General features: G+C 64.0%; 17 protein-coding genes and 1 riboswitch. Of the genes, 14 read left to right on the top strand and 3 right to left on the bottom strand.

The window, feature by feature from the left end:
- Nucleotides 1-30 precede the first annotated feature (30 nt).
- The gene (locus tag CBW50_RS07165; protein WP_086144902.1) at nt 31-1,086 is read left to right on the top strand and encodes a porin; all 1,056 of its coding nucleotides are present in this window, start codon (nt 31-33) and stop codon (nt 1,084-1,086) included.
- Nucleotides 1,087-1,093: 7 nt separating this feature from the next.
- On the opposite strand, the gene CBW50_RS07160 is transcribed toward CBW50_RS07165, so the two are convergent.
- Nucleotides 1,094-3,190, bottom strand: a complete 2,097-nt coding sequence (locus tag CBW50_RS07160) for an EAL domain-containing protein (RefSeq protein WP_226936258.1) — start codon at nt 3,188-3,190, stop codon at nt 1,094-1,096.
- A gap of 238 nt (nt 3,191-3,428) precedes the next feature.
- Between CBW50_RS07160 and CBW50_RS07155 the strand changes: the two genes are divergently transcribed.
- From CBW50_RS07155 to CBW50_RS07100, 12 genes are all read left to right on the top strand, one after another.
- Complete coding sequence (locus CBW50_RS07155) at nt 3,429-4,169, top strand: Crp/Fnr family transcriptional regulator (protein WP_086144900.1); 741 nt, start codon at nt 3,429-3,431, stop codon at nt 4,167-4,169.
- Between the two features lie 47 nt (nt 4,170-4,216).
- Nucleotides 4,217-6,121: an ATP-binding protein gene (locus CBW50_RS07150; protein ID WP_226936256.1), complete on the top strand. Its 1,905-nt coding sequence runs from the start codon at nt 4,217-4,219 to the stop codon at nt 6,119-6,121.
- Nucleotides 6,122-6,149: 28 nt separating this feature from the next.
- Nucleotides 6,150-6,956, top strand: coding sequence for a response regulator (locus tag CBW50_RS07145; protein WP_086144898.1), 807 nt, complete (start codon nt 6,150-6,152; stop codon nt 6,954-6,956).
- A gap of 38 nt (nt 6,957-6,994) precedes the next feature.
- Entirely contained in the window at nt 6,995-7,249 is a 255-nt protein-coding gene (locus CBW50_RS07140) for a hypothetical protein (RefSeq protein ID WP_086144897.1), read from the top strand.
- A gap of 108 nt (nt 7,250-7,357) precedes the next feature.
- A riboswitch (TPP riboswitch) is annotated at nt 7,358-7,473 on the top strand.
- Nucleotides 7,474-7,551: 78 nt separating this feature from the next.
- Entirely contained in the window at nt 7,552-9,465 is a 1,914-nt protein-coding gene (gene thiC, locus CBW50_RS07135; protein WP_086144896.1) for a phosphomethylpyrimidine synthase ThiC, read from the top strand.
- Between the two features lie 11 nt (nt 9,466-9,476).
- A complete protein-coding gene (gene thiS, locus CBW50_RS07130) occupies nt 9,477-9,689 on the top strand; it encodes a sulfur carrier protein ThiS (protein ID WP_170840567.1) in 213 nt (70 codons plus the stop codon).
- A gap of 25 nt (nt 9,690-9,714) precedes the next feature.
- Nucleotides 9,715-10,509: a thiazole synthase gene (locus tag CBW50_RS07125; RefSeq protein WP_086144895.1), complete on the top strand. Its 795-nt coding sequence runs from the start codon at nt 9,715-9,717 to the stop codon at nt 10,507-10,509.
- Nucleotides 10,509-11,273: a hydroxymethylpyrimidine/phosphomethylpyrimidine kinase gene (locus CBW50_RS07120; protein ID WP_086144894.1), complete on the top strand. Its 765-nt coding sequence runs from the start codon at nt 10,509-10,511 to the stop codon at nt 11,271-11,273. The genes CBW50_RS07125 and CBW50_RS07120 overlap by 1 nt, the downstream gene beginning before the upstream one ends.
- 10 nt (nt 11,274-11,283) lie before the next feature.
- Nucleotides 11,284-11,907, top strand: coding sequence for a thiamine phosphate synthase (gene thiE, locus CBW50_RS07115; RefSeq protein ID WP_086144893.1), 624 nt, complete (start codon nt 11,284-11,286; stop codon nt 11,905-11,907).
- A 78-nt stretch (nt 11,908-11,985) separates the two neighbouring features.
- Nucleotides 11,986-12,618 (top strand): ANTAR domain-containing response regulator, encoded by a 633-nt coding sequence (locus CBW50_RS07110; RefSeq protein ID WP_070222669.1) that lies wholly within the window; start codon nt 11,986-11,988, stop codon nt 12,616-12,618.
- A 113-nt stretch (nt 12,619-12,731) separates the two neighbouring features.
- Nucleotides 12,732-13,838, top strand: a complete 1,107-nt coding sequence (locus tag CBW50_RS07105) for an S-(hydroxymethyl)glutathione dehydrogenase/class III alcohol dehydrogenase (RefSeq protein WP_086144892.1) — start codon at nt 12,732-12,734, stop codon at nt 13,836-13,838.
- Between the two features lie 188 nt (nt 13,839-14,026).
- Nucleotides 14,027-14,881: a hypothetical protein gene (locus tag CBW50_RS07100; protein ID WP_139842432.1), complete on the top strand. Its 855-nt coding sequence runs from the start codon at nt 14,027-14,029 to the stop codon at nt 14,879-14,881.
- A 13-nt stretch (nt 14,882-14,894) separates the two neighbouring features.
- Here CBW50_RS07100 and CBW50_RS07095 read toward each other — a convergent pair whose 3' ends face one another.
- Both CBW50_RS07095 and CBW50_RS07090 read right to left on the bottom strand, forming a co-directional pair.
- Nucleotides 14,895-15,419 carry a GNAT family N-acetyltransferase gene (locus tag CBW50_RS07095; protein ID WP_086144890.1) on the bottom strand — a complete coding sequence of 175 codons (525 nt, stop codon included), beginning with the start codon at nt 15,417-15,419 and terminating at the stop codon, nt 14,895-14,897.
- Nucleotides 15,416-15,691, bottom strand: coding sequence for a hypothetical protein (locus CBW50_RS07090; protein WP_086144889.1), 276 nt, complete (start codon nt 15,689-15,691; stop codon nt 15,416-15,418). Before CBW50_RS07090 ends, CBW50_RS07095 begins: the two co-directional genes overlap by 4 nt.
- 110 nt (nt 15,692-15,801) lie before the next feature.
- Here CBW50_RS07090 and CBW50_RS07085 point away from each other — a divergent pair, with 110 nt between their 5' ends.
- Nucleotides 15,802-18,111 carry a UvrD-helicase domain-containing protein gene (locus CBW50_RS07085; protein ID WP_086144888.1) on the top strand — a complete coding sequence of 770 codons (2,310 nt, stop codon included), beginning with the start codon at nt 15,802-15,804 and terminating at the stop codon, nt 18,109-18,111.
- Nucleotides 18,112-18,143 lie beyond the last annotated feature (32 nt).

Raw genomic sequence — 18,143 nt, 5'->3', positions numbered from 1 at the left:
TCCTGGTGTCGCTTTTACAAGGAAATCAGCATGAAAAAAATCGCCATCGTTGCCGCTCTTGCCACCACCGTGGGCGCCTTGCCTGCCGCCCAAGCCCAGTCGTCCGTCGATCCGTCTTCCGTCACCATGTATGGTTTGATGGATGCGGGCCTGGTGCAGGAAGGCGGCGTCAGCAAGCTCACCAGCGGCATCTCGGCCGGTTCGCGCCTGGGCTTGCGCGGCACGGAAGCGCTGGGCAATGGCTGGCAAGCCGTGTTCACCCTGGAAGCGGGCGTGCAGGGCGACACGGGCCGCTCCGACCAGGCGGGCCAGCTGTTCGGCCGCCAGGCCTTTGTCGGCATCGACAGCCCGCTGGGCATGCTGACCGTGGGCCGCCAGTACAACCTGCAAAGCCAGGCGCTGACGGACGTGGCCGACCCCTTCGAAGGCGGCTTTGCCGGCGCGGCGACCAACCTGGCCGGCTTTTCGGCCACGCGCATCGACAATACCGTGCGCTACACCTCGCCCGAGCTGCGCGGCGTGACGGCCACCGTCATGTACGGCTTTGGCGAACACACGGGTATTGCGGCAGATCAACGTTCGCTGGGCCTGGCCCTGGGCTATGTCAACGGTCCTTTGACCCTGCGCCTGGCGCGCCAGAGCCGTGCCGGCGAGCCGGGCAAGGCTGACGCGAACAACACCATTCTGGCCGGTAATTACAACTTCGGCGTGGCCACGGCGTTCGCCGGCTATGGCCGTAACACGGGCGAGGGCAGCTCGATGTTCTTCGCGGAAAACCCGTATGGCGCGGCGCAGGCGCCCGCCGCTTCGACCGACAGCCGCGACGCCATCGTCGGCGTGTCCGTGCCGCTGGGCGCAACGACCTTGCTGGCCTCGTATGTGCGCAAGGATGACCGCAACGCGGCCAACCGCGACGCGCAGCAGCTGGCCATCGGCGCCACGTATGCCTTGTCCAAGCGCAGCAAGGTATATGCTGCCTACGCGCATATCCGCAACCGCAACGACGCCGCCTACATGGTGGGCAACGCCACGGAAGTGGGCACGGGCAACCGCGCGCTGAACATCGGCTTGCGCCACGCGTTTTAACGCCTGGTCAAACCATCGCCAGGGCAGGCAAGGTGCTGCCCTGGCGTAGTAATTGTTCGAAGGCGGGCGCGGCCAGCGGACGGCTGAACAGATAGCCCTGCATCTGGTCGCAGCCGTGCCGGCGCAGGAAGGCCAGTTGCTGTGCCGTTTCCACGCCTTCGGCAATCACTTTCAGGCGCAGGCTGTGCGCCAGCGCGATGACGGCTTGCACGATGGCCGCGTCGTCGTCGCTGTGCGTGAGGTCACAGACGAAGGATTTGTCGATTTTTAATACGTCGATGGGGAAGCGGCGCAGGTGCGCCAGGCTGGAATAGCCGGTGCCGAAGTCGTCGATCGACAGCAGCAAGCCCAATGCCTTGAGCTTGCCCATGGTGGCGATCGCCTGTTCCACGTCCTGCATCATCATGCTTTCCGTCAACTCCAGCTCCAGGAAACGCGCTTCCAGGCCTGTCACGGCCAATATTTCCCGCACCGATTGCAGCAAGCTGCTTTGCCGGAATTGCCGCGCAGACAAATTGACGGCCAGGCGCAAGCCGCCCAGTCCCTCCCGTTGCCACGCCCGCGCTTGCGCGCACGCCGTGTGCAGCACCCAGGCGCCGATGGGCACGATCAAGCCCATTTCCTCGGCCAGGTGGATGAATTCACCGGGCGCAATGGCGCCCAGGGTGGGGTGGCGCCAGCGCAGCAGCGCTTCCATGCCGACGATCTTGCCGCTGTCGAGTTCCACCTGCGGCTGGTACACGAGGTGGAACTGGCCACGCTCGAGCGCATGGCGCAACTCGCTTTCCAGGTTCAGCCGGGCCAGCATGCTGGCATTCATGGCCGGCGCGTAGCTTTGCCAGTGGTTGCGGCCCTGTTCCTTGGCGCGGTACATGGCGATGTCGGCATGCTTGATCAGGGTTTCCGCGCTGTCGCCGTCCAGCGGATAGGTGGCCACGCCCATGCTGCACGTGAGAAAGAATTCATGGCCGCCCACCAGCAGCGGCTGCGCCACGGCGTCCAGCACGCGCTGCAGGATGAGCTGGCCCGGGTCGCTGTTGGCATGTTGCGGCAGCAGCAGGACGAATTCGTCGCCGCCCAGGCGCGCCACCGTATCGACTTCGCGCGTGGCGGCGCGCAGGCGGTCGGCGATCAGTTTCAGCAGGGTATCGCCCGCGTCGTGGCCCAGGGTGTCGTTGACGAATTTAAAGCGGTCGAGGTCGATGAACACCACCCACAGGGGCAGGGTGCTGCGGCGCGCCACGGCCATCGCCTGTTCCAGCCGCTCGCGCAGCAATAGACGGTTGGCCAGGCCCGTGAGGATATCGTGGCGCGACTGGAATTCCAGTTCCTGCTCGAAGCGCATGACGGTGCTGATGTCGTATTGCGCTACGACAAAGTGGCTGACGGCGCCATCGCCATCGTCGCGCACGGGCGCGACGAACAGCTCGCTCCAGTACGTGCTGCCATCCTTGCGGAAATTGCGCACGATGGCCTTGCCTTCGCGCTGTTCGCGCAGGGCCGCGGTAATGGCGTGCATGTCCTGGCGCACATGTTCCGGCCCCTGCAAGTCTTCCAGGCGCTGGCCGATGACTTCGCCGGCCGCATAGCCGGTGATGCGCTCGAAGGCGGGATTGACGTATTCGATCAGGTAGCCGGGCGCGTCGGCGCTGCACAGGATGATGGCATTGGCCGACACTTCGATGATGCGTTCGCGCAAACGCAGCGACTTTTCATTGCGCATGCGCGCGGCGATATCCTCGGACAGGCGCAAATTGGCGAACTGCAAGGCTGCCGTGCGTTCGCCCGTGATGCGGGCAATCACGGAGTTGCGCGACACCAGCTGGTACACATAGGCCGTGGCCAGCAGGCTCGATAACATTCCACCGAGCAACACGTACAGCGAGCCGCGGCGGTTGGCGTCCAGGCTCAGGCCGTGGGCCGGCAGCATGGCAGCACGCAGCGCATGGCTGCCGGCGTGGTCCTGCAGCAGCAGCCGGGCGGTTTCCGTTTCGATTTGCCGCGCCGAGGCGTAGCACAGCGCCGTCAGGCACAGCCCGACCGCCAGGGTGATCAGGGCCGAGGTGGAGACGGAAATGGAGATGCGCTTGAAGAATGATTGCATGATGGCGTCCGGTGAGCAGCGCCGGCGCCGACCCATGATCGGGCAGCCCTGGCAGTGACCGACTGTAGGATGGGCGGCGATTCAGCGTCCGTTCGCTACCGAACGGACATTCATGCCAGCAAGAAATATAGTCGGTCCACCGTGCAAGCAGTGTGTTACGCTGCACACCATGGCGACCCTCGTTCGGACGCCTTTCATCTACCCCCTAGCTGACGACTGGAAACCAGGAAACCTGCCCATGTCGAGTCCGCATGCCCAGCTGCACAACCCGAATCAAAACCATTTGCTCGCCGCCATGCTCGACGCCGATTTCGCGCGCCTGGCCCCCCATCTGGAGCAAGTCTCCATGTTGCTCGGCGACGTGATCTACGACTCGGGCGACAAGCTGCAGCATGTGTACTTCCCCACCACGGCCATCGTTTCCATCCATTACCTGCTGGAAAACGGCGGTTCGTCCGAGATTGCCGGCGTGGGCAACGAGGGCATCGTGGGCGTGTCGCTGTTTATGGGCGGCAACTCGACGCCGAGCCGCGCCGTCGTGCAGACGGGCGGCGTCGGCTACCGGCTGAAGGCCCACCTGCTGATGGAAGAGTTCGACCGCGCCGGGCCCGTCATGCGTTTGCTGCTGCGCTATACGCAAGCGCTGATCACGCAAATGTCGCAGACGGCCGTATGCAACCGCCACCATACGGTGGAGCAGCAATTGTGCCGCTGGCTGCTGCTGACCATGGACCGCCTGCCGAACCGCGAGCTGACCATGACGCAGGAGCTGATCGCCAATATGCTGGGCGTGCGCCGCGAAGGCGTGACGGAAGCGGCGGGGCGCCTGCAGCAGCGCGGCCTCATCAGCTACCGGCGCGGCCATATCACCGTGCAGGACCGCGCCGGCCTCGAAGGCCAGGTGTGCGAATGCTATGGCGTCGTCAAGAAGGAATTCACGCGCCTGCTGTCGGACGTGCGCCAGCGCCAAGGCCGCTAGGCGCCGCATTTCCCTTCCCTATATTGTTGTCATCGCCCAGGCTGCCCATGCACTCAGTTGAAAATAACCCTAACCGCGCCCCGTCGCGCTGGCCCATGGCGTTGGCGTTCGCGTTCAGCGCCGTCGCCCTGCTGGCCGTCGGCGCGCTGGCCTGGCGCGCGCCGTTGGAAACGGCCTGCGTCATCGACGCACTGGTCTTCCTGCTGCTGATGCTGCTCGTGGCGCTGTACCGGCGCACGGTGGCGGCCAGCCTGCCGCGCCAGCTGCTCAAGGCGGGCGCCCTGCAGGATGCGATTTTCAACAGCGCCAATTTTTCGTGCATCGCCACCGATGCGCAGGGCGTGATCCAGATTTTCAACGTGGGCGCCGAACGCATGCTCGGCTACGCGGCCAGCGACGTGGTCGACAAGCTGACGCCGGCAGGTATTTCCGACGCGCAAGAAATCGTCGCCCGCGCGGCCGCCCTCAGCGCCGAACTCGACACGCCCATCACGCCGGGCGTGGAAGCGCTCGTGTTCAAGGCCACGCGCGGCATCGAAGACATCTATGAGCTGACGTACATCCGCAACGATGGCAGCCGTTTTCCCGCCATCGTCTCCGTGACGGCCCTGCGCGACGCGCAGAGCAAGGTCATCGGCTATTTGCTGATCGGCACCGACAACACGGTGCGCAAGCAGGTCGAGGCGGAACAGGCGCTGCTGGACCAGCGCCTGCGCGAACAGCAGGCCTACACGCGCTCGCTGGTCGAGACCAATAATGCCGAGCTGAAGAAGGCGCGCCTGGTGGCGGAAAAGGCCAACCGCGCCAAGTCCGAATTCCTGTCGAGCATGAGCCATGAATTGCGCACGCCGCTCAACGCCGTGCTGGGTTTCGCCCAGCTGATGGCGTCCGACGTGCCGCCGCCCAGCCCGCCGCAGCAGCGCTCGATCGAGCAAATCCTCAAGGGCGGCTGGTATCTTTTGCGTTTGATCAATGAAATCCTCGACCTGGCCATGATCGAATCGGGCAAGGTCACCCTGTCGCAGGAAGCGATGTCGCTGCTCGACGTGCTGCAGGATTGCCAGGCCATGATTGCGCCGCAGGCGGAAAAGCGCGGCATCCGCATGCATTTCCCCCGCTGCGGCAAGGCCTTTTATGTGCATGCGGACCGCACGCGCGTGAAACAGGTGATGATCAACCTGCTGTCGAACGCCATCAAGTACAACCAGGGCGGCGGCGCCGTCACCGTCGAATGCAGCGGGCATGGCGACAAGGTGCGCGTGAGCGTGCGCGACAGCGGCGCCGGCCTCGACGCGGCCCAGGTGGCACAGCTGTTCCAGCCCTTCAACCGCCTGGGACAGGAAAACAGCACGGAAGAGGGCACGGGCATCGGCCTGGTCGTCACCAAGCAACTGGTCGAATTGATGGGCGGCACCATCGGCGTCGACAGCGCCGTCGGCGTGGGCACCACGTTCTGGTTCGAGCTGGCCGCCAGCAGCGCGCCGGAACTGGTGCTGGGCGACGGCGACGCGCTGCCGCAGGTGCAGGAACCGCAGGAAAGCCTGCGCACCTTGCTGTACGTGGAAGACAATCCCGCCAACCTGGCGCTGGTCGAGCAATTGATCGCCCGCCGCAGCGACTTGAAACTGCTGACGGCCATCGATGCGCACCTGGGCATCGACCTGGCGCGCACCTACCAGCCGGACGTGATCTTGATGGATATCAACCTGCCCGGCATCAGCGGCTACGGCGCCCTGCACATCCTGCATGATGATCCCCTCACCAGCCACATTCCCGTCATGGCCCTGTCGGCCAACGCCGTGCCGCGCGACATTGAAAAAGGCTTGCAGGCGGGCTTCTTCCGCTACCTGACCAAGCCGATCAAGGTTGTCGAGTTCATGGATGCGCTCGACGTGGCCCTGCACCATGCAGCCGCGCACGGCCTGGCCGACGACACTCACGCAATACGCTAATTCAGCACTCAATTTTAGGAATACCGCCATGCTTCAAGCCACCGAGATCCTGAACGCCAGCATCCTCATCGTCGATGACCAGGAGGCGAACGTCATGCTGCTGGAACAGGTGCTGCGCAATGCCGGCTACACGCGCATCACGTCCACCATGGACCCGCAGGCCGTGCGCGCGCTGCACCAGCAGCACCGCTACGACCTGATCCTGCTCGACTTGCAGATGCCGGAAATGGATGGTTTTGAAGTCATGGAAGGCTTGCGCGACCTCGAGGCGGGCAGCTACCTGCCCGTGCTGGTGATCACGGCCCAGCCCGGCCACAAGCTGCGCGCCCTGCAGGCGGGCGCCAAGGATTTCGTCAGCAAGCCCTTCGACCTGGTGGAAGTCAAGACGCGCATCCACAACATGCTGGAAGTGCGCCTGCTGTACCAGAAGCTGGCCGAATACAACAAGTCGCTGGAACAGATGGTGGAAGAGCGCACGGCGGAGCTGCGCGAAAGCGAAGCGCGCTTCCAGCGCTTCACGGAACTGTCGTCCGACTGGTACTGGGAACAGGATGCGCAGGGCAACCTGACGCGCTTTTCCGGCCCCGTGGCTGAAATGCTGGGCATCGGCAGAGAGGAAGAACCGCAGCGCTGGAACGCCGCCGAGCGTGCCTTGCTCGACGCCAAGATCGCCGCGCGCGAACCGTTTCTCGATTTCATCTACAGCCGCGCCAACCTGGACGGCAGCACGCAGTATCTGCAGGTCAGCGGCGAACCGATGTTCGACAATGGCAGCCGCTTCATCGGCTACCGCGGCATCGGCCTCGATGTCACGGAGCGCCAGCGGGGAGCGTGATTTATACTTGGTGTTATTGATATTGACCAGGAAAAATCATGACTGACAAATCTCCCTCCTACTGGTTCCCTGCCAAGACCTATGGCTGGGGCTGGGGCTTGCCCATCACCTGGCAGGGCTGGCTGGTGTTTCTGGCCGCGCTGGCCCTGTTCGCCTGCGGCGCCTTCCTGTTCCCGCCGCAAACCATGCTGGTGGGCTACATCGTCTATGAGGTGGCCATCGTGGCCGCGCTGATTTTCATCTGTCAGCGCAAGGGCGAACCGACCAGCTGGCGCTGGGGCAAGAAGAAATAATCGTGACGCCGTCTGCTGCATTGCAGCAGATGCGCAAACACGACACCGGCAAGAAATCATCTGGCCACGCGGCGCGAAGCGCGTATAATTGGCTCGCTGCCGCAAGGCGGCAAACGCTAGGGGTCCTGCCTTTCGCTGTGGAAACACAGTGCAAGCGCGGGTGAGAAATACCCTCCGAACCTGATCTGGATAATGCCAGCGAAGGGAAGCTTTAGGATGAACGCACCCCGCCTTTCCGCGTGCGCACAGCCGAACCTCCTTAGCTGGCTCCAGGCTTAAAAATAGCTAGCCAAGGAGCCAAAATGAACGCCAACCCGAAATTCCTCTCCGCCACCGCCACGGTCGACGAAGCCGCCATCGCGCCGCTGCCCAATTCGCGCAAGATCTACGTGCAGGGCAGCCGCCCCGACATCCGCGTGCCCATGCGCGAAATCAGCCAGTCCGACACGGAAGCGTCGTTCGGCGGCGAAAAGAATCCGCCGATCTACGTCTACGACACCTCCGGCCCGTACACGGACCCGGACGTGCAGATCGACATCCGCTCGGGCCTCGATACGCCGCGCCTGCCGTGGATCATGGAACGGGCCGACACGGAAGAGCTGCCCGGCCCCACCTCCGACTACGGCATCGCCCGCCTGGCGGACCCGAAACTGGCCGAGCTGCGTTTCAATCTGCACCGCAAGCCGCGCCGCGCCATTGCCGGCAAGAATGTGACGCAAATGCATTACGCCCGTCAGGGCATCATCACGCCGGAAATGGAATTCGTCGCCATCCGCGAAAACATGCGTCGCCAGGAATATCTGCGTGAACTGAAAGCTTCCGGGCCCATGGGCGAGCGTCTGGCCGACCTGATGGGCCGCCAGCATCCGGGCCAGTCGTTCGGTGCCAGCATCCCGGCGGAAATCACGCCGGAATTCGTGCGCGAGGAAATCGCCCGCGGCCGCGCCATCATTCCCGCCAACATCAACCACCCGGAAGTCGAACCGATGATCATCGGCCGTAATTTCCTCGTGAAAATCAACGCGAACATCGGCAATTCCGCCGTTACTTCGTCGATCGGCGAGGAAGTGGAAAAGATGACCTGGGCCATCCGCTGGGGTGGCGACAACGTGATGGACTTGTCCACCGGCAAGCATATCCACGAAACGCGCGAATGGATCGTGCGCAACAGCCCCGTGCCCATCGGCACCGTGCCGATTTACCAGGCGCTGGAAAAGGTCAACGGCAAGGCCGAAGATCTGACTTGGGAAATCTTCCGCGACACCCTCATCGAGCAGGCCGAGCAGGGCGTCGACTACTTCACCATCCACGCGGGCGTGCTGCTGCGCTACGTGCCGATGACGGCCAAGCGCCTGACGGGCATCGTCTCGCGCGGCGGCTCCATCATGGCGAAATGGTGTCTGGCGCACCACCAGGAATCGTTCCTGTACACGCATTTCGAAGAGATTTGCGAAATCATGAAGGCGTATGACGTATCGTTCTCGCTGGGCGACGGCTTGCGCCCCGGCTCCATCTATGACGCCAACGACGAAGCGCAGCTGGGCGAACTGAAAACCCTGGGCGAGCTGACACAGGTTGCCTGGAAGCACGATGTACAGGTGATGATCGAAGGCCCGGGCCACGTGCCCATGCAACTCATTAAAGAAAACATGGACTTGCAGCTGGAGCAGTGCGGCGAAGCGCCGTTCTACACCCTGGGACCATTGACCACCGATATCGCGCCCGGCTACGACCACATCACCTCGGGCATCGGCGCGGCCATGATAGGCTGGTACGGCACGGCCATGCTGTGCTACGTGACGCCGAAGGAACACCTGGGCTTGCCCAACAAGGCGGACGTCAAGGACGGCATCATCACCTACAAGATCGCGGCGCATGCGGCCGACCTGGCGAAAGGCCATCCGGGCGCGCAGATCCGCGACAATGCGCTATCGAAAGCCCGCTTCGAATTCCGCTGGGACGACCAGTTCAACATCGGCCTGGACCCGGACAAGGCGCGCGAATTCCACGATGAAACCCTGCCCAAGGATTCGGCCAAGGTGGCGCATTTCTGCTCCATGTGCGGCCCCCATTTTTGCTCGATGAAGATCACGCAGGAAGTGCGCGAATACGCGGCCGGCATGGGTATCGCGGAAGACAAGGCGCTCCAGCAGGGCATGGAAATCAAGGCCATCGAGTTCATCAAGAACGGCGCCGAGCTGTACCGCAAGGTCTGAAGGAGAGCGTGATGCCTGCATTGATATCCATCACGCTCAACGGCGCGCCGCACCAGGTGCCGCCGGGGCAAACCCTCGATCAACTGATCGCCGCGCTGTCGCTGGAAAACCAGGCGCTGGCGCTGGCCGTCAACCGCAACGTCGTGCCGCGCAAGGCGTGGCCAGGACAGGTCTTGCAGGTGCAAGACCAGGTAGAGATCGTACGCGCCATCGGCGGCGGCTGAGTTGAGAATAGACAAGGAAAAGCACATGAATACCGCAACACAGGACGACCTGCTGACCATCGCAGGCAAGCAATATCAATCGCGCTTGCTGGTGGGCAGCGGCAAGTACAAGGACTTGCCGCAGACGCGCGAAGCGACGGACGCGGCCGAGGCGCAGATCATCACGGTGGCGATACGGCGCGTGAATATCGGGCAAGACCCGAACGCGCCCAGCCTGCTGGACTTCGTGCCGCCGGACCAGTACACGATACTCCCGAACACGGCCGGCTGCTACAACGCGAAAGACGCCGTCTACACCCTGCAGCTGGCGCGCGAACTGCTGGGCGGGCGCAACCTGGTGAAACTGGAGGTGCTGGGCGATGAAAAGACCCTGTTTCCGCACATGCCGGAAACCCTGATCGCGGCCGAAGCGCTGGTCAAGGATGGTTTTGACGTGATGGTCTACTGCAGCGATGACCCCATCCAGGCGAAGATACTGGAAGACATCGGCTGCGTGGCCGTCATGCCGCTGGCCTCCCTGATCGGCTCGGGCATGGGCATCCTGAATCCGTGGAACTTGTCCTTGATCATCGACCAGGCGAAAGTGCCCGTGCTGGTGGACGCGGGCGTGGGCACGGCGTCGGATGCGGCCATCGCCATGGAACTCGGCTGCGATGGCGTGCTGATGAACACGGCCATCGCCGGCGCGGGCGACCCCGTGCGCATGGCGCGTGCCATGAAGCTGGCCGTGCGGGCCGGGCGCGAAGCGTTTCTGGCGGGGCGCATGCCGCGTAAATTCGCCGCGTCGCCATCGTCGCCGATGGCGGGCCGCCTGGCGTGATGGTGCCAACGTTGCCGACGGTGCTGGTGTTTGCCGGCGTCGACCCGTCGGGCGGCGCCGGCATCGCCGCCGATATTGTCGCCATTGCGGCGCAGGGCGCGCATGCGCTGCCCGTCGTGACGGCGCTGACGGTGCAGGACAACGACAGGGTCTTTGGCGTGCAGCCGGTGGCGCCGGAGCTGCTGCGCCGGCAGGCGCAGGCGCTGATCGACAAGATGGCGATTCACGCCGTGAAAATCGGCATTCCCGGCAGCGCCGCGAACGCGGCCGTCATCGCGCAGCTGGTCGGGCAATTGCGGCAAACCCGGCCGGACTTGCCCGTCGTGCTCGATCCCGTGCTGGCCAGCGGCCATGGCGACGTGCTCAGCCGTGACGACGCCTTGCTGGCGCTGGCGCCCTTGCTGCCGGTGACGAGCGTGATCGTGCCGAACGGGCCGGAAGCGCAAGCCCTCGGTGGCGCAAGCCGCTTGCTTGCGCAAGGTTGCCGGCACGTGCTGGTGACGGGCGGCCATGGCGCGGGGGAGATGGTTGTCAACCGCTGCTTCGATAGCGTCGGCGGCGAGCGCGAGTGGCGCTGGCCCCGTTTGCCCGGCGCATTTCACGGCAGCGGCTGTACTTTGGCCTCCGCCATCGCGGCGCGGCTGGCCTTGGGGCATACGCTGGCGGAAGCGCTTGACCTGGCGCAAAGCTATTGCCATGCGGCCTTGTCCGATGCGTATGCGATTGCGCCCGGTCAACTCATGCCGCAACGATTCATTCAATAAGGAAAACATCATGCGTGGACTGTATCTGGTTACCCCGAACTGGGACGACACCGACCGCCTGCTCGACATCACGGAGCAGGCCTTGCACGGCGGCGTGGCCCTGCTGCAATACCGTCACAAGAGCGCCGACGCGCAGCAGCGGCGCGAGCAGGCGGGCGCCCTGCTGGCCCTGGCCCGCAAGTTTGGCGTACCGTTCATCATCAACGATTTTCTTGAGCTGTGCGAAGAGCTCGACGCGGACGGCGTGCACGTGGGCGGCATGGATGCGTCCGTCGCGCAGGTGCGCGCCAGGCTGGGCAAGGACAAGATCGTCGGTGCATCCTGTTATGGCGACATGGCGCTGGCCAGGACGGCCGAGGCCGGCGGCGCCAGCTATGTGGCTTTCGGCGGCTTTTATCCTTCGCTGGTGAAAAAGTATCCGGTGACCACGCCCCTGGACATCGTGCTGCAGGCGAAACGCGAGATCGCCTTGCCGTGCGTGGTCATCGGCGGCATGACGCCGGAGAACGCCGCACCGCTGGTGGCGCGCGGCGCCGACATGGTGGCGGCCATCAGCAGCGTCTTTAACGATGCATACCAGGCGGACGATGTGGATATTGCGGTGCAGCAATTCAATCAATTATTTGCTGCATGAGCATGGGGGCGCAAGGCTGATTTGGGGCAATAATCGGCATATAATAAGAACATCATTCATTACCGAGGTTCCCCACCCATGAGTCAGCCAGCCGCCGCGAAACGCCTTATCCTGATCGTTGACGATGACCAGCTCCTGTTGGAATTCCTCGGCGAAGTCCTGCGCCATGCCGGCTACGAGACGGCCCTGGCCAATTCGGCCGAAGTGGCGCTGCAGCTGGTCGCCCAGCGCGAGCCGGACCTGGCCTTGCTCGACATCCACATGCCCGGCATGTCCGGCCTGGAACTGGCCAAGCGTCTGCATGGCGAGACGGGCGTGCCCTTCATGTTCCTGTCCGGCAGCGGCGACAGCGAATCGGGCAAGCAGGCGGCCGCCTATGGCGCCGTCGGCTACGTGGTCAAACCCGTCGATGAAGGCCGCTTGATGCCTGCCTTCGAAGCGGGCCTGGCCCGTGCCGACGAGATCCGCCAGCTGCGGCGTACCGAGCTGAACCTGAACGCGGCCCTGGCCGCCGGGCGCGAAACGAGTCTGGCCGTTGGCTTGCTGATGGGCAAGTTCCAGACGGACCGCAACACGGCGTTCGAAGTGCTGCGCGACCACGCCCGTTCCAGCCGCCGCAAGATCAATGAAATCGCCAGCCAGCTGCTGCTGGCCGAGGAAACCCTGAACGGCCTGCACGGCGCGTTTTTGAACCGGGCGAAAACCAAGTAAGTGTTTCAAGTAAGCGTTGCGCCGGCGCCGGCGTGGCACGTCGGCGCCTGCCTTGTTATGATGTGACGATACGGCGCGCTGGCGCGCCTGGTTCAACCATACACAGGACACACATGAAAACCAAAGCAGCGATTGCCTGGAAGGCGGGCGCCCCGCTGACCATCGAAGAAGTCGACCTGGCCGGCCCGCGCGAGGGCGAGGTACTGGTCGAGATCAAGGCCACGGGCATTTGCCACACCGATTACTACACCCTGTCCGGCGCCGATCCCGAAGGCATCTTCCCGTCCATCCTCGGCCATGAAGGCGCCGGCATCGTCGTCGATGTGGGGCCGGGCGTGAAAAGCCTGAAAAAGGATGACCACGTCATTCCCCTGTACACGCCGGAATGCCGCCAGTGCAAATTCTGCCTGTCGCAAAAGACGAACCTGTGCCAGTCGATCCGCTCGACCCAGGGCCGCGGCCTGATGCCGGACGCCACCTCGCGCTTTTCCATCGACGGCAAGCCCATCTTCCACTACATGGGCACGTCCACCTTTTCCAATTACATCGTCGTGCCGGAAATCGCGCTGGCAAAGATCCGCGCAGACGCACCGTTCGACAAGGTCTGCTACATCGGCTGCGGCGTGACGACGGGCGTGGGCGCCGTGCTGTTCACGGCCAAGGTCGAGGCGGGAGCCAACGTGGTCGTGTTCGGCCTGGGCGGCATCGGCCTGAACGTGATCCAGGCGGCGAAGATGGTCGGCGCCGATAAAATCATCGGCGTCGACATCAACCCGGCGCGCCAGGCCATCGCGCGCAAGTTCGGCATGACGCATTTTGTCAACGCCAATGAAGTGGAAAACGTTGTTGATACCATCGTGCAGCTGACGGACGGCGGCGCCGATTATTCGTTTGAATGCATAGGCAACACCACCACCATGCGCCAGTCGCTCGAGTGCTGCCACAAGGGCTGGGGCCAGTCCATCATCATCGGCGTGGCGGCGGCCGGCCAGGAAATTTCCACGCGTCCATTCCAGCTCGTGACGGGACGCGTGTGGAAGGGTTCCGCCTTCGGCGGCGCGCGCGGCCGCACGGATGTGCCGAAGATTGTCGACTGGTATATGGAAGGCAAGCTCAATATTGACGATTTGATTACGCATCGTTTGAAACTGGAAGATATCAACCAGGGTTTCGACTTGATGAAGAGCGGTGAATCGATCCGCTCCGTCGTGCTGTACTGATAGGCATACGCCGTACCACGGCGTTTTTGCGGAGGCTTAGGCCTCCGTTTTTTTTGCTTGCCGCTTTGCCATTCATCGCGTTTATCTGCCGCCCAGGCGGGTCTTTTTGCCGCCTGTCGCACCGCGCTGGAGGACAGGTTCGGTTGCCGCTACAGTCAACGCTCCCCTACTTTTGCGACGAGGCAGCCATGTCCACTTCCCACCGTTTGATCCTCAGCCTGGCCGGTATCTTGCTTGGCGGCAGCGTGCTGGCCGTGCAGCCGCCGCAGCCGCCCGCGCCGCCGGCCCCGCCCGCGCCGCCCAGCAAGCACATCAATATTTCCATGGGCAGCGGCGATGGCTATGCGCTCGTCGACAGCAGCGAGGACAGCGTCACCATGGCCGGCACCGATGTCGACGGCCAGCAGATCAAGCAGCTGCAGCGCTCGCTCAAGGGGCAATTCCTGTGGTTCCGCGACCAGGGCAAGGGCTATGTGACGCAGGATGCCGCGCTGCTGGCCCGCGTGCGCGAGGCCTGGAAGCCGTCGCAGGATCTGGGTTTTCAGATGAGCGGCCTGGGCAAGCAGATGAGCGAACACGGCAAGGCGATGGGCGAACTGGGCAGCAAGATGGGCGCGCATGGCGCGGCGCAGGCGAACGTCGGCGCGCGCGATGTGGCGCAACTGCAGGCACTGGGCCGCCAGCAGCAGGAACTGGGCCGCAAGACGGGCGAGGCGGCACGCCGCCAGGCGCAGGCGACCACGGAGACGGCGCGCCGCGCGGCCGGACGCGAGGTGGAACGCCTGCAGCAGCAAATGGAAGATGCGCAGGACGCGACGGAAGAGGTCAACGACCGCATTGCCGCCGCGCAAGAACGCGAGGCGGACAAGGTGGATGCGTTGTCGCGCCAGATGGATCAGCGGGGCAAGCCGATGGAAACCCTGGGCAAGCAGATGGAAGCGCTGGGACGCCAGCAGGAAAAGGCCACCAAGGCGGCCGACAAGGCCACGCGCCAGGTGATCGCCCAGGCCCTCAGCGAGGGCAAGGCAAGACTGGTGCGCTGAGTGTTGTGCCGCATCAGCGCGCCAGCGGCATGCGCATCAGGCAGCGCAGCGCCGGCTCATGCCCGTCCCGCGCTTCGCGCGCCAGCTTGCGCGCATGTCCCGCGCCCAGCGCCGCGGCGTCGATTTCGCTGAAACCGTGGCGCGCATAGTAGGGGCCGTTCCACGGCAGGTGGCGGTAGGTGCTCAGTGTCAGCCAGGCGCACCCCAGGGACCGGGCATGGGCCGCGGCCGCATCGAGCAGGCGCGCGCCCAGTCCCTGCCGTTGCTGCGGCAGGGCGACGGACAATTCCACGATGAACAACTGGCCGTCCAGCAGCTCGGCGCCCAGGAAACCCACGGGCATATTGCATCCATCGGCGGCCACCCACACGCCGCCCTGCTGCTGCAGCGCCTGCAAAGTGCTCAATGGCAAGGTTTCTCCTTGCGCCAGCCACGCCAGCGCCGGCCCGGCCTGGGCAAACAGGGCCGCGGCGCTGCGCTCGACCTGGGCCAGCAGGGGCAGGTCGGCGCCGCTGGCCGCGCGTATCGCATGGCTCATGGCGCATGCCACGCGGCGGCGACGGCGCGGTATTGCGCCGGCAGCTGCGCCCTGGCCTCGTCTTCGCTCGCATATGCCTCATCCTGCAGCGTTTCCCATTGCGCATCGCAGCTGAAACGGTACACGCGCGCCTCGCCGTCGTAGCGGCACACGGCCAGGCCATGGATGGCGATGGGGGCGGCGCCGGTGTCGCTGGCTACGTGGCCGAAGGGCAGGTCGGACCAGGCCCAGGCCAGTACGCGGGCGCCGTCGAGGTGGGTGGGTGGTGTCATGGGATACAGGCCGCAGTGTCGGGACGCCGATTGTAGCGCGCACGCGGCGAATCCGGCGCGACCGCTGGACAAATGCACAGTATTTTTAGCCATGCCGGTATAATCACGGGATGCAAAATCTTCTTCACAACCTCAATCCCGAACAATTGGCTGCCGTCACCCTGCCGGCCCAGCATGCGCTGATCCTGGCCGGCGCCGGTTCGGGCAAGACCCGCGTGCTGACCACCCGCATCGCGTGGCTGATCCAGACCCAGCAGGTATCGCCGCCCGGCATCCTGGCCGTGACGTTTACCAATAAAGCCGCCAAGGAAATGCTCACGCGCCTGTCGGCCATGCTGCCGATCAATACGCGCGGCATGTGGATCGGTACCTTCCACGGCCTGTGCAACCGCTTGCTGCGCACGCATTACCGCGACGCGGCCTTGCCGCAGACCTTCCAGATCCTCGATTCCCAGGATCAGTTGTCCGTGATCAAGCGCTTGTTGAAGGCGAACAATATTGATGATGAGAAATTCCCGCCGAAGACGGTGATGTATTTCATCAACAACGCCAAGGACCAGGGCTTGCGCGCCACGGACGTGGAAGCGTATGACGCCCACGAGCGCAAGATGGTCGAGCTGTACCAGCTGTACGACGACCAGTGCCAGCGCGAAGGCGTCGTCGATTTTGCCGAATTGCTGCTGCGCACGTACGAGTTGCTGAGCCGCAACCAGCCCCTGCGCGAGCATTACCAGGCCCGTTTCCGCCACATTTTGGTGGACGAGTTCCAGGATACGAACAACCTGCAATACAACTGGTTGAAATTGCTGGCCGGCCACGGCAGCCGCGATGGCGGCGCCCTGTTTGCCGTCGGCGACGATGACCAGAGCATCTATGCCTTCCGCGGCGCCAACGTGGGCAATATGAGCGCCTTCGAGCACGAGTTCCAGGTCAAGAACTTGATCAAGCTGGAGCAGAACTACCGCTCGCACGGCCACATCCTCGACAGCGCCAACGTGTTGATCGCGAACAATAGCAAGCGCCTGGGCAAGAATTTGCGCACGGACGCGGGCCATGGCGAGCAGGTGCGCGTGTACGAAGCCAGTTCCGACCTGCAGGAAGCGCAGTGGATCATCGACGAGGCGAAAAGCCTGATCGCCGACGGCGCCTCGCGCAGCGAAATCGCGATTCTGTACCGCTCGAACGCGCAGTCGCGCGTGATCGAACACGCGCTGTTCTCGGCCGCGATTCCGTACCACGTGTATGGCGGCCAGCGCTACTTCCAGCGCGCCGAGGTCAAGCACGCAATTGCCTATTTGCAATTGATGGACAATCCGCACAATGACTCCGCTTTCTTGCGCGTGGTCAACTTCCCCACGCGCGGCATCGGCATGCGTTCGATCGAGCAGCTGCAGGCCGCCTCCGAGCAGTACGGCATCTCGCTGTACGCGGCCGTGCCCTACGTGGCGGGCAAGGCGGGCAGCGTGCTGGCCGGCTTCGTGAAACTGGTCGAAGGCGTGCGTTTTGAAACGCAGCAATTGTCCCTGCCGGAAATGGTCAGAGTCGTGCTGGAAGCGAGTACCTTGCTCCAGCATTATCAGAATGAAAAGGAAGGCGCCGACCGCATCGAAAACCTGGAGCAGATGGTCAGCGCGGCCAGCCAGTTCATTTCCGAGGAAGGTTTTGGACAGGGCGCACCGGCCCACCTGGGCCCAGCCGCCCAGGCGCAGTCGGGCGCGCCCGTCGTCAACCAGGACGGCATCGAGATACTCGACGCGGACGCGCCGCTGCCGGCCGTGATGTCGCCGCTGTCCGCGTTTTTATCGCACGCGTCGCTGGAAGCGGGCGACAACCAGGCGCAGGCGGGCCAGGATGCGCTGCAGATGATGACGGTGCACTCGGCCAAGGGCCTGGAATTCGACAACGTCTTCATTACGGGCCTGGAAGAGGGCCTGTTCCCGCACGAAAGCAGCTCGAAGGAAGACAATGGCGTGGAAGAGGAACGCCGGCTGATGTACGTGGCCATCACGCGCGCGCGCAAGCGGCTGTACATGAGCTTTTCGCAGACGCGCATGCTGCACGGCCAGACGCGCTACAACATGAAGTCGCGCTTTTTCGACGAATTGCCGGAAGAGTCGCTGAAATGGCTGTCGCCGAAGGTGCAGGCGAACTGGTTCGGCAACCGCAAGTCGGCCTGGGACGAGGCGCCGCGCGTGGCCAGTCTCGGCTCGGACAATGCGATTGCGCAAAAGATCGCGCAAAAAGCCACGGGCGGCGGCTGGCGCATCGGCGAATCGGTCGCGCACGCCAAGTTCGGTGAAGGCGTGATCGTCAATATCGAAGGCGGCGGCGGCAATGCGCGCGCGCAGATCAACTTCGGCCAGCACGGCATGAAGGTGCTGGACCTGGGGATCGCCAAATTGGAACGCCTGGGCCGCTAGTTTGCTGAGCAGCAATAAAGAAGGGCAGCCTG

The sequence above is a fragment of the Janthinobacterium sp. GW458P genome (assembly GCF_002127585.1).
Classification (GTDB): Bacteria; Pseudomonadota; Gammaproteobacteria; order Burkholderiales; family Burkholderiaceae_D; genus Janthinobacterium.
This window is presented reverse-complemented; position numbering and strand designations above follow the sequence as displayed.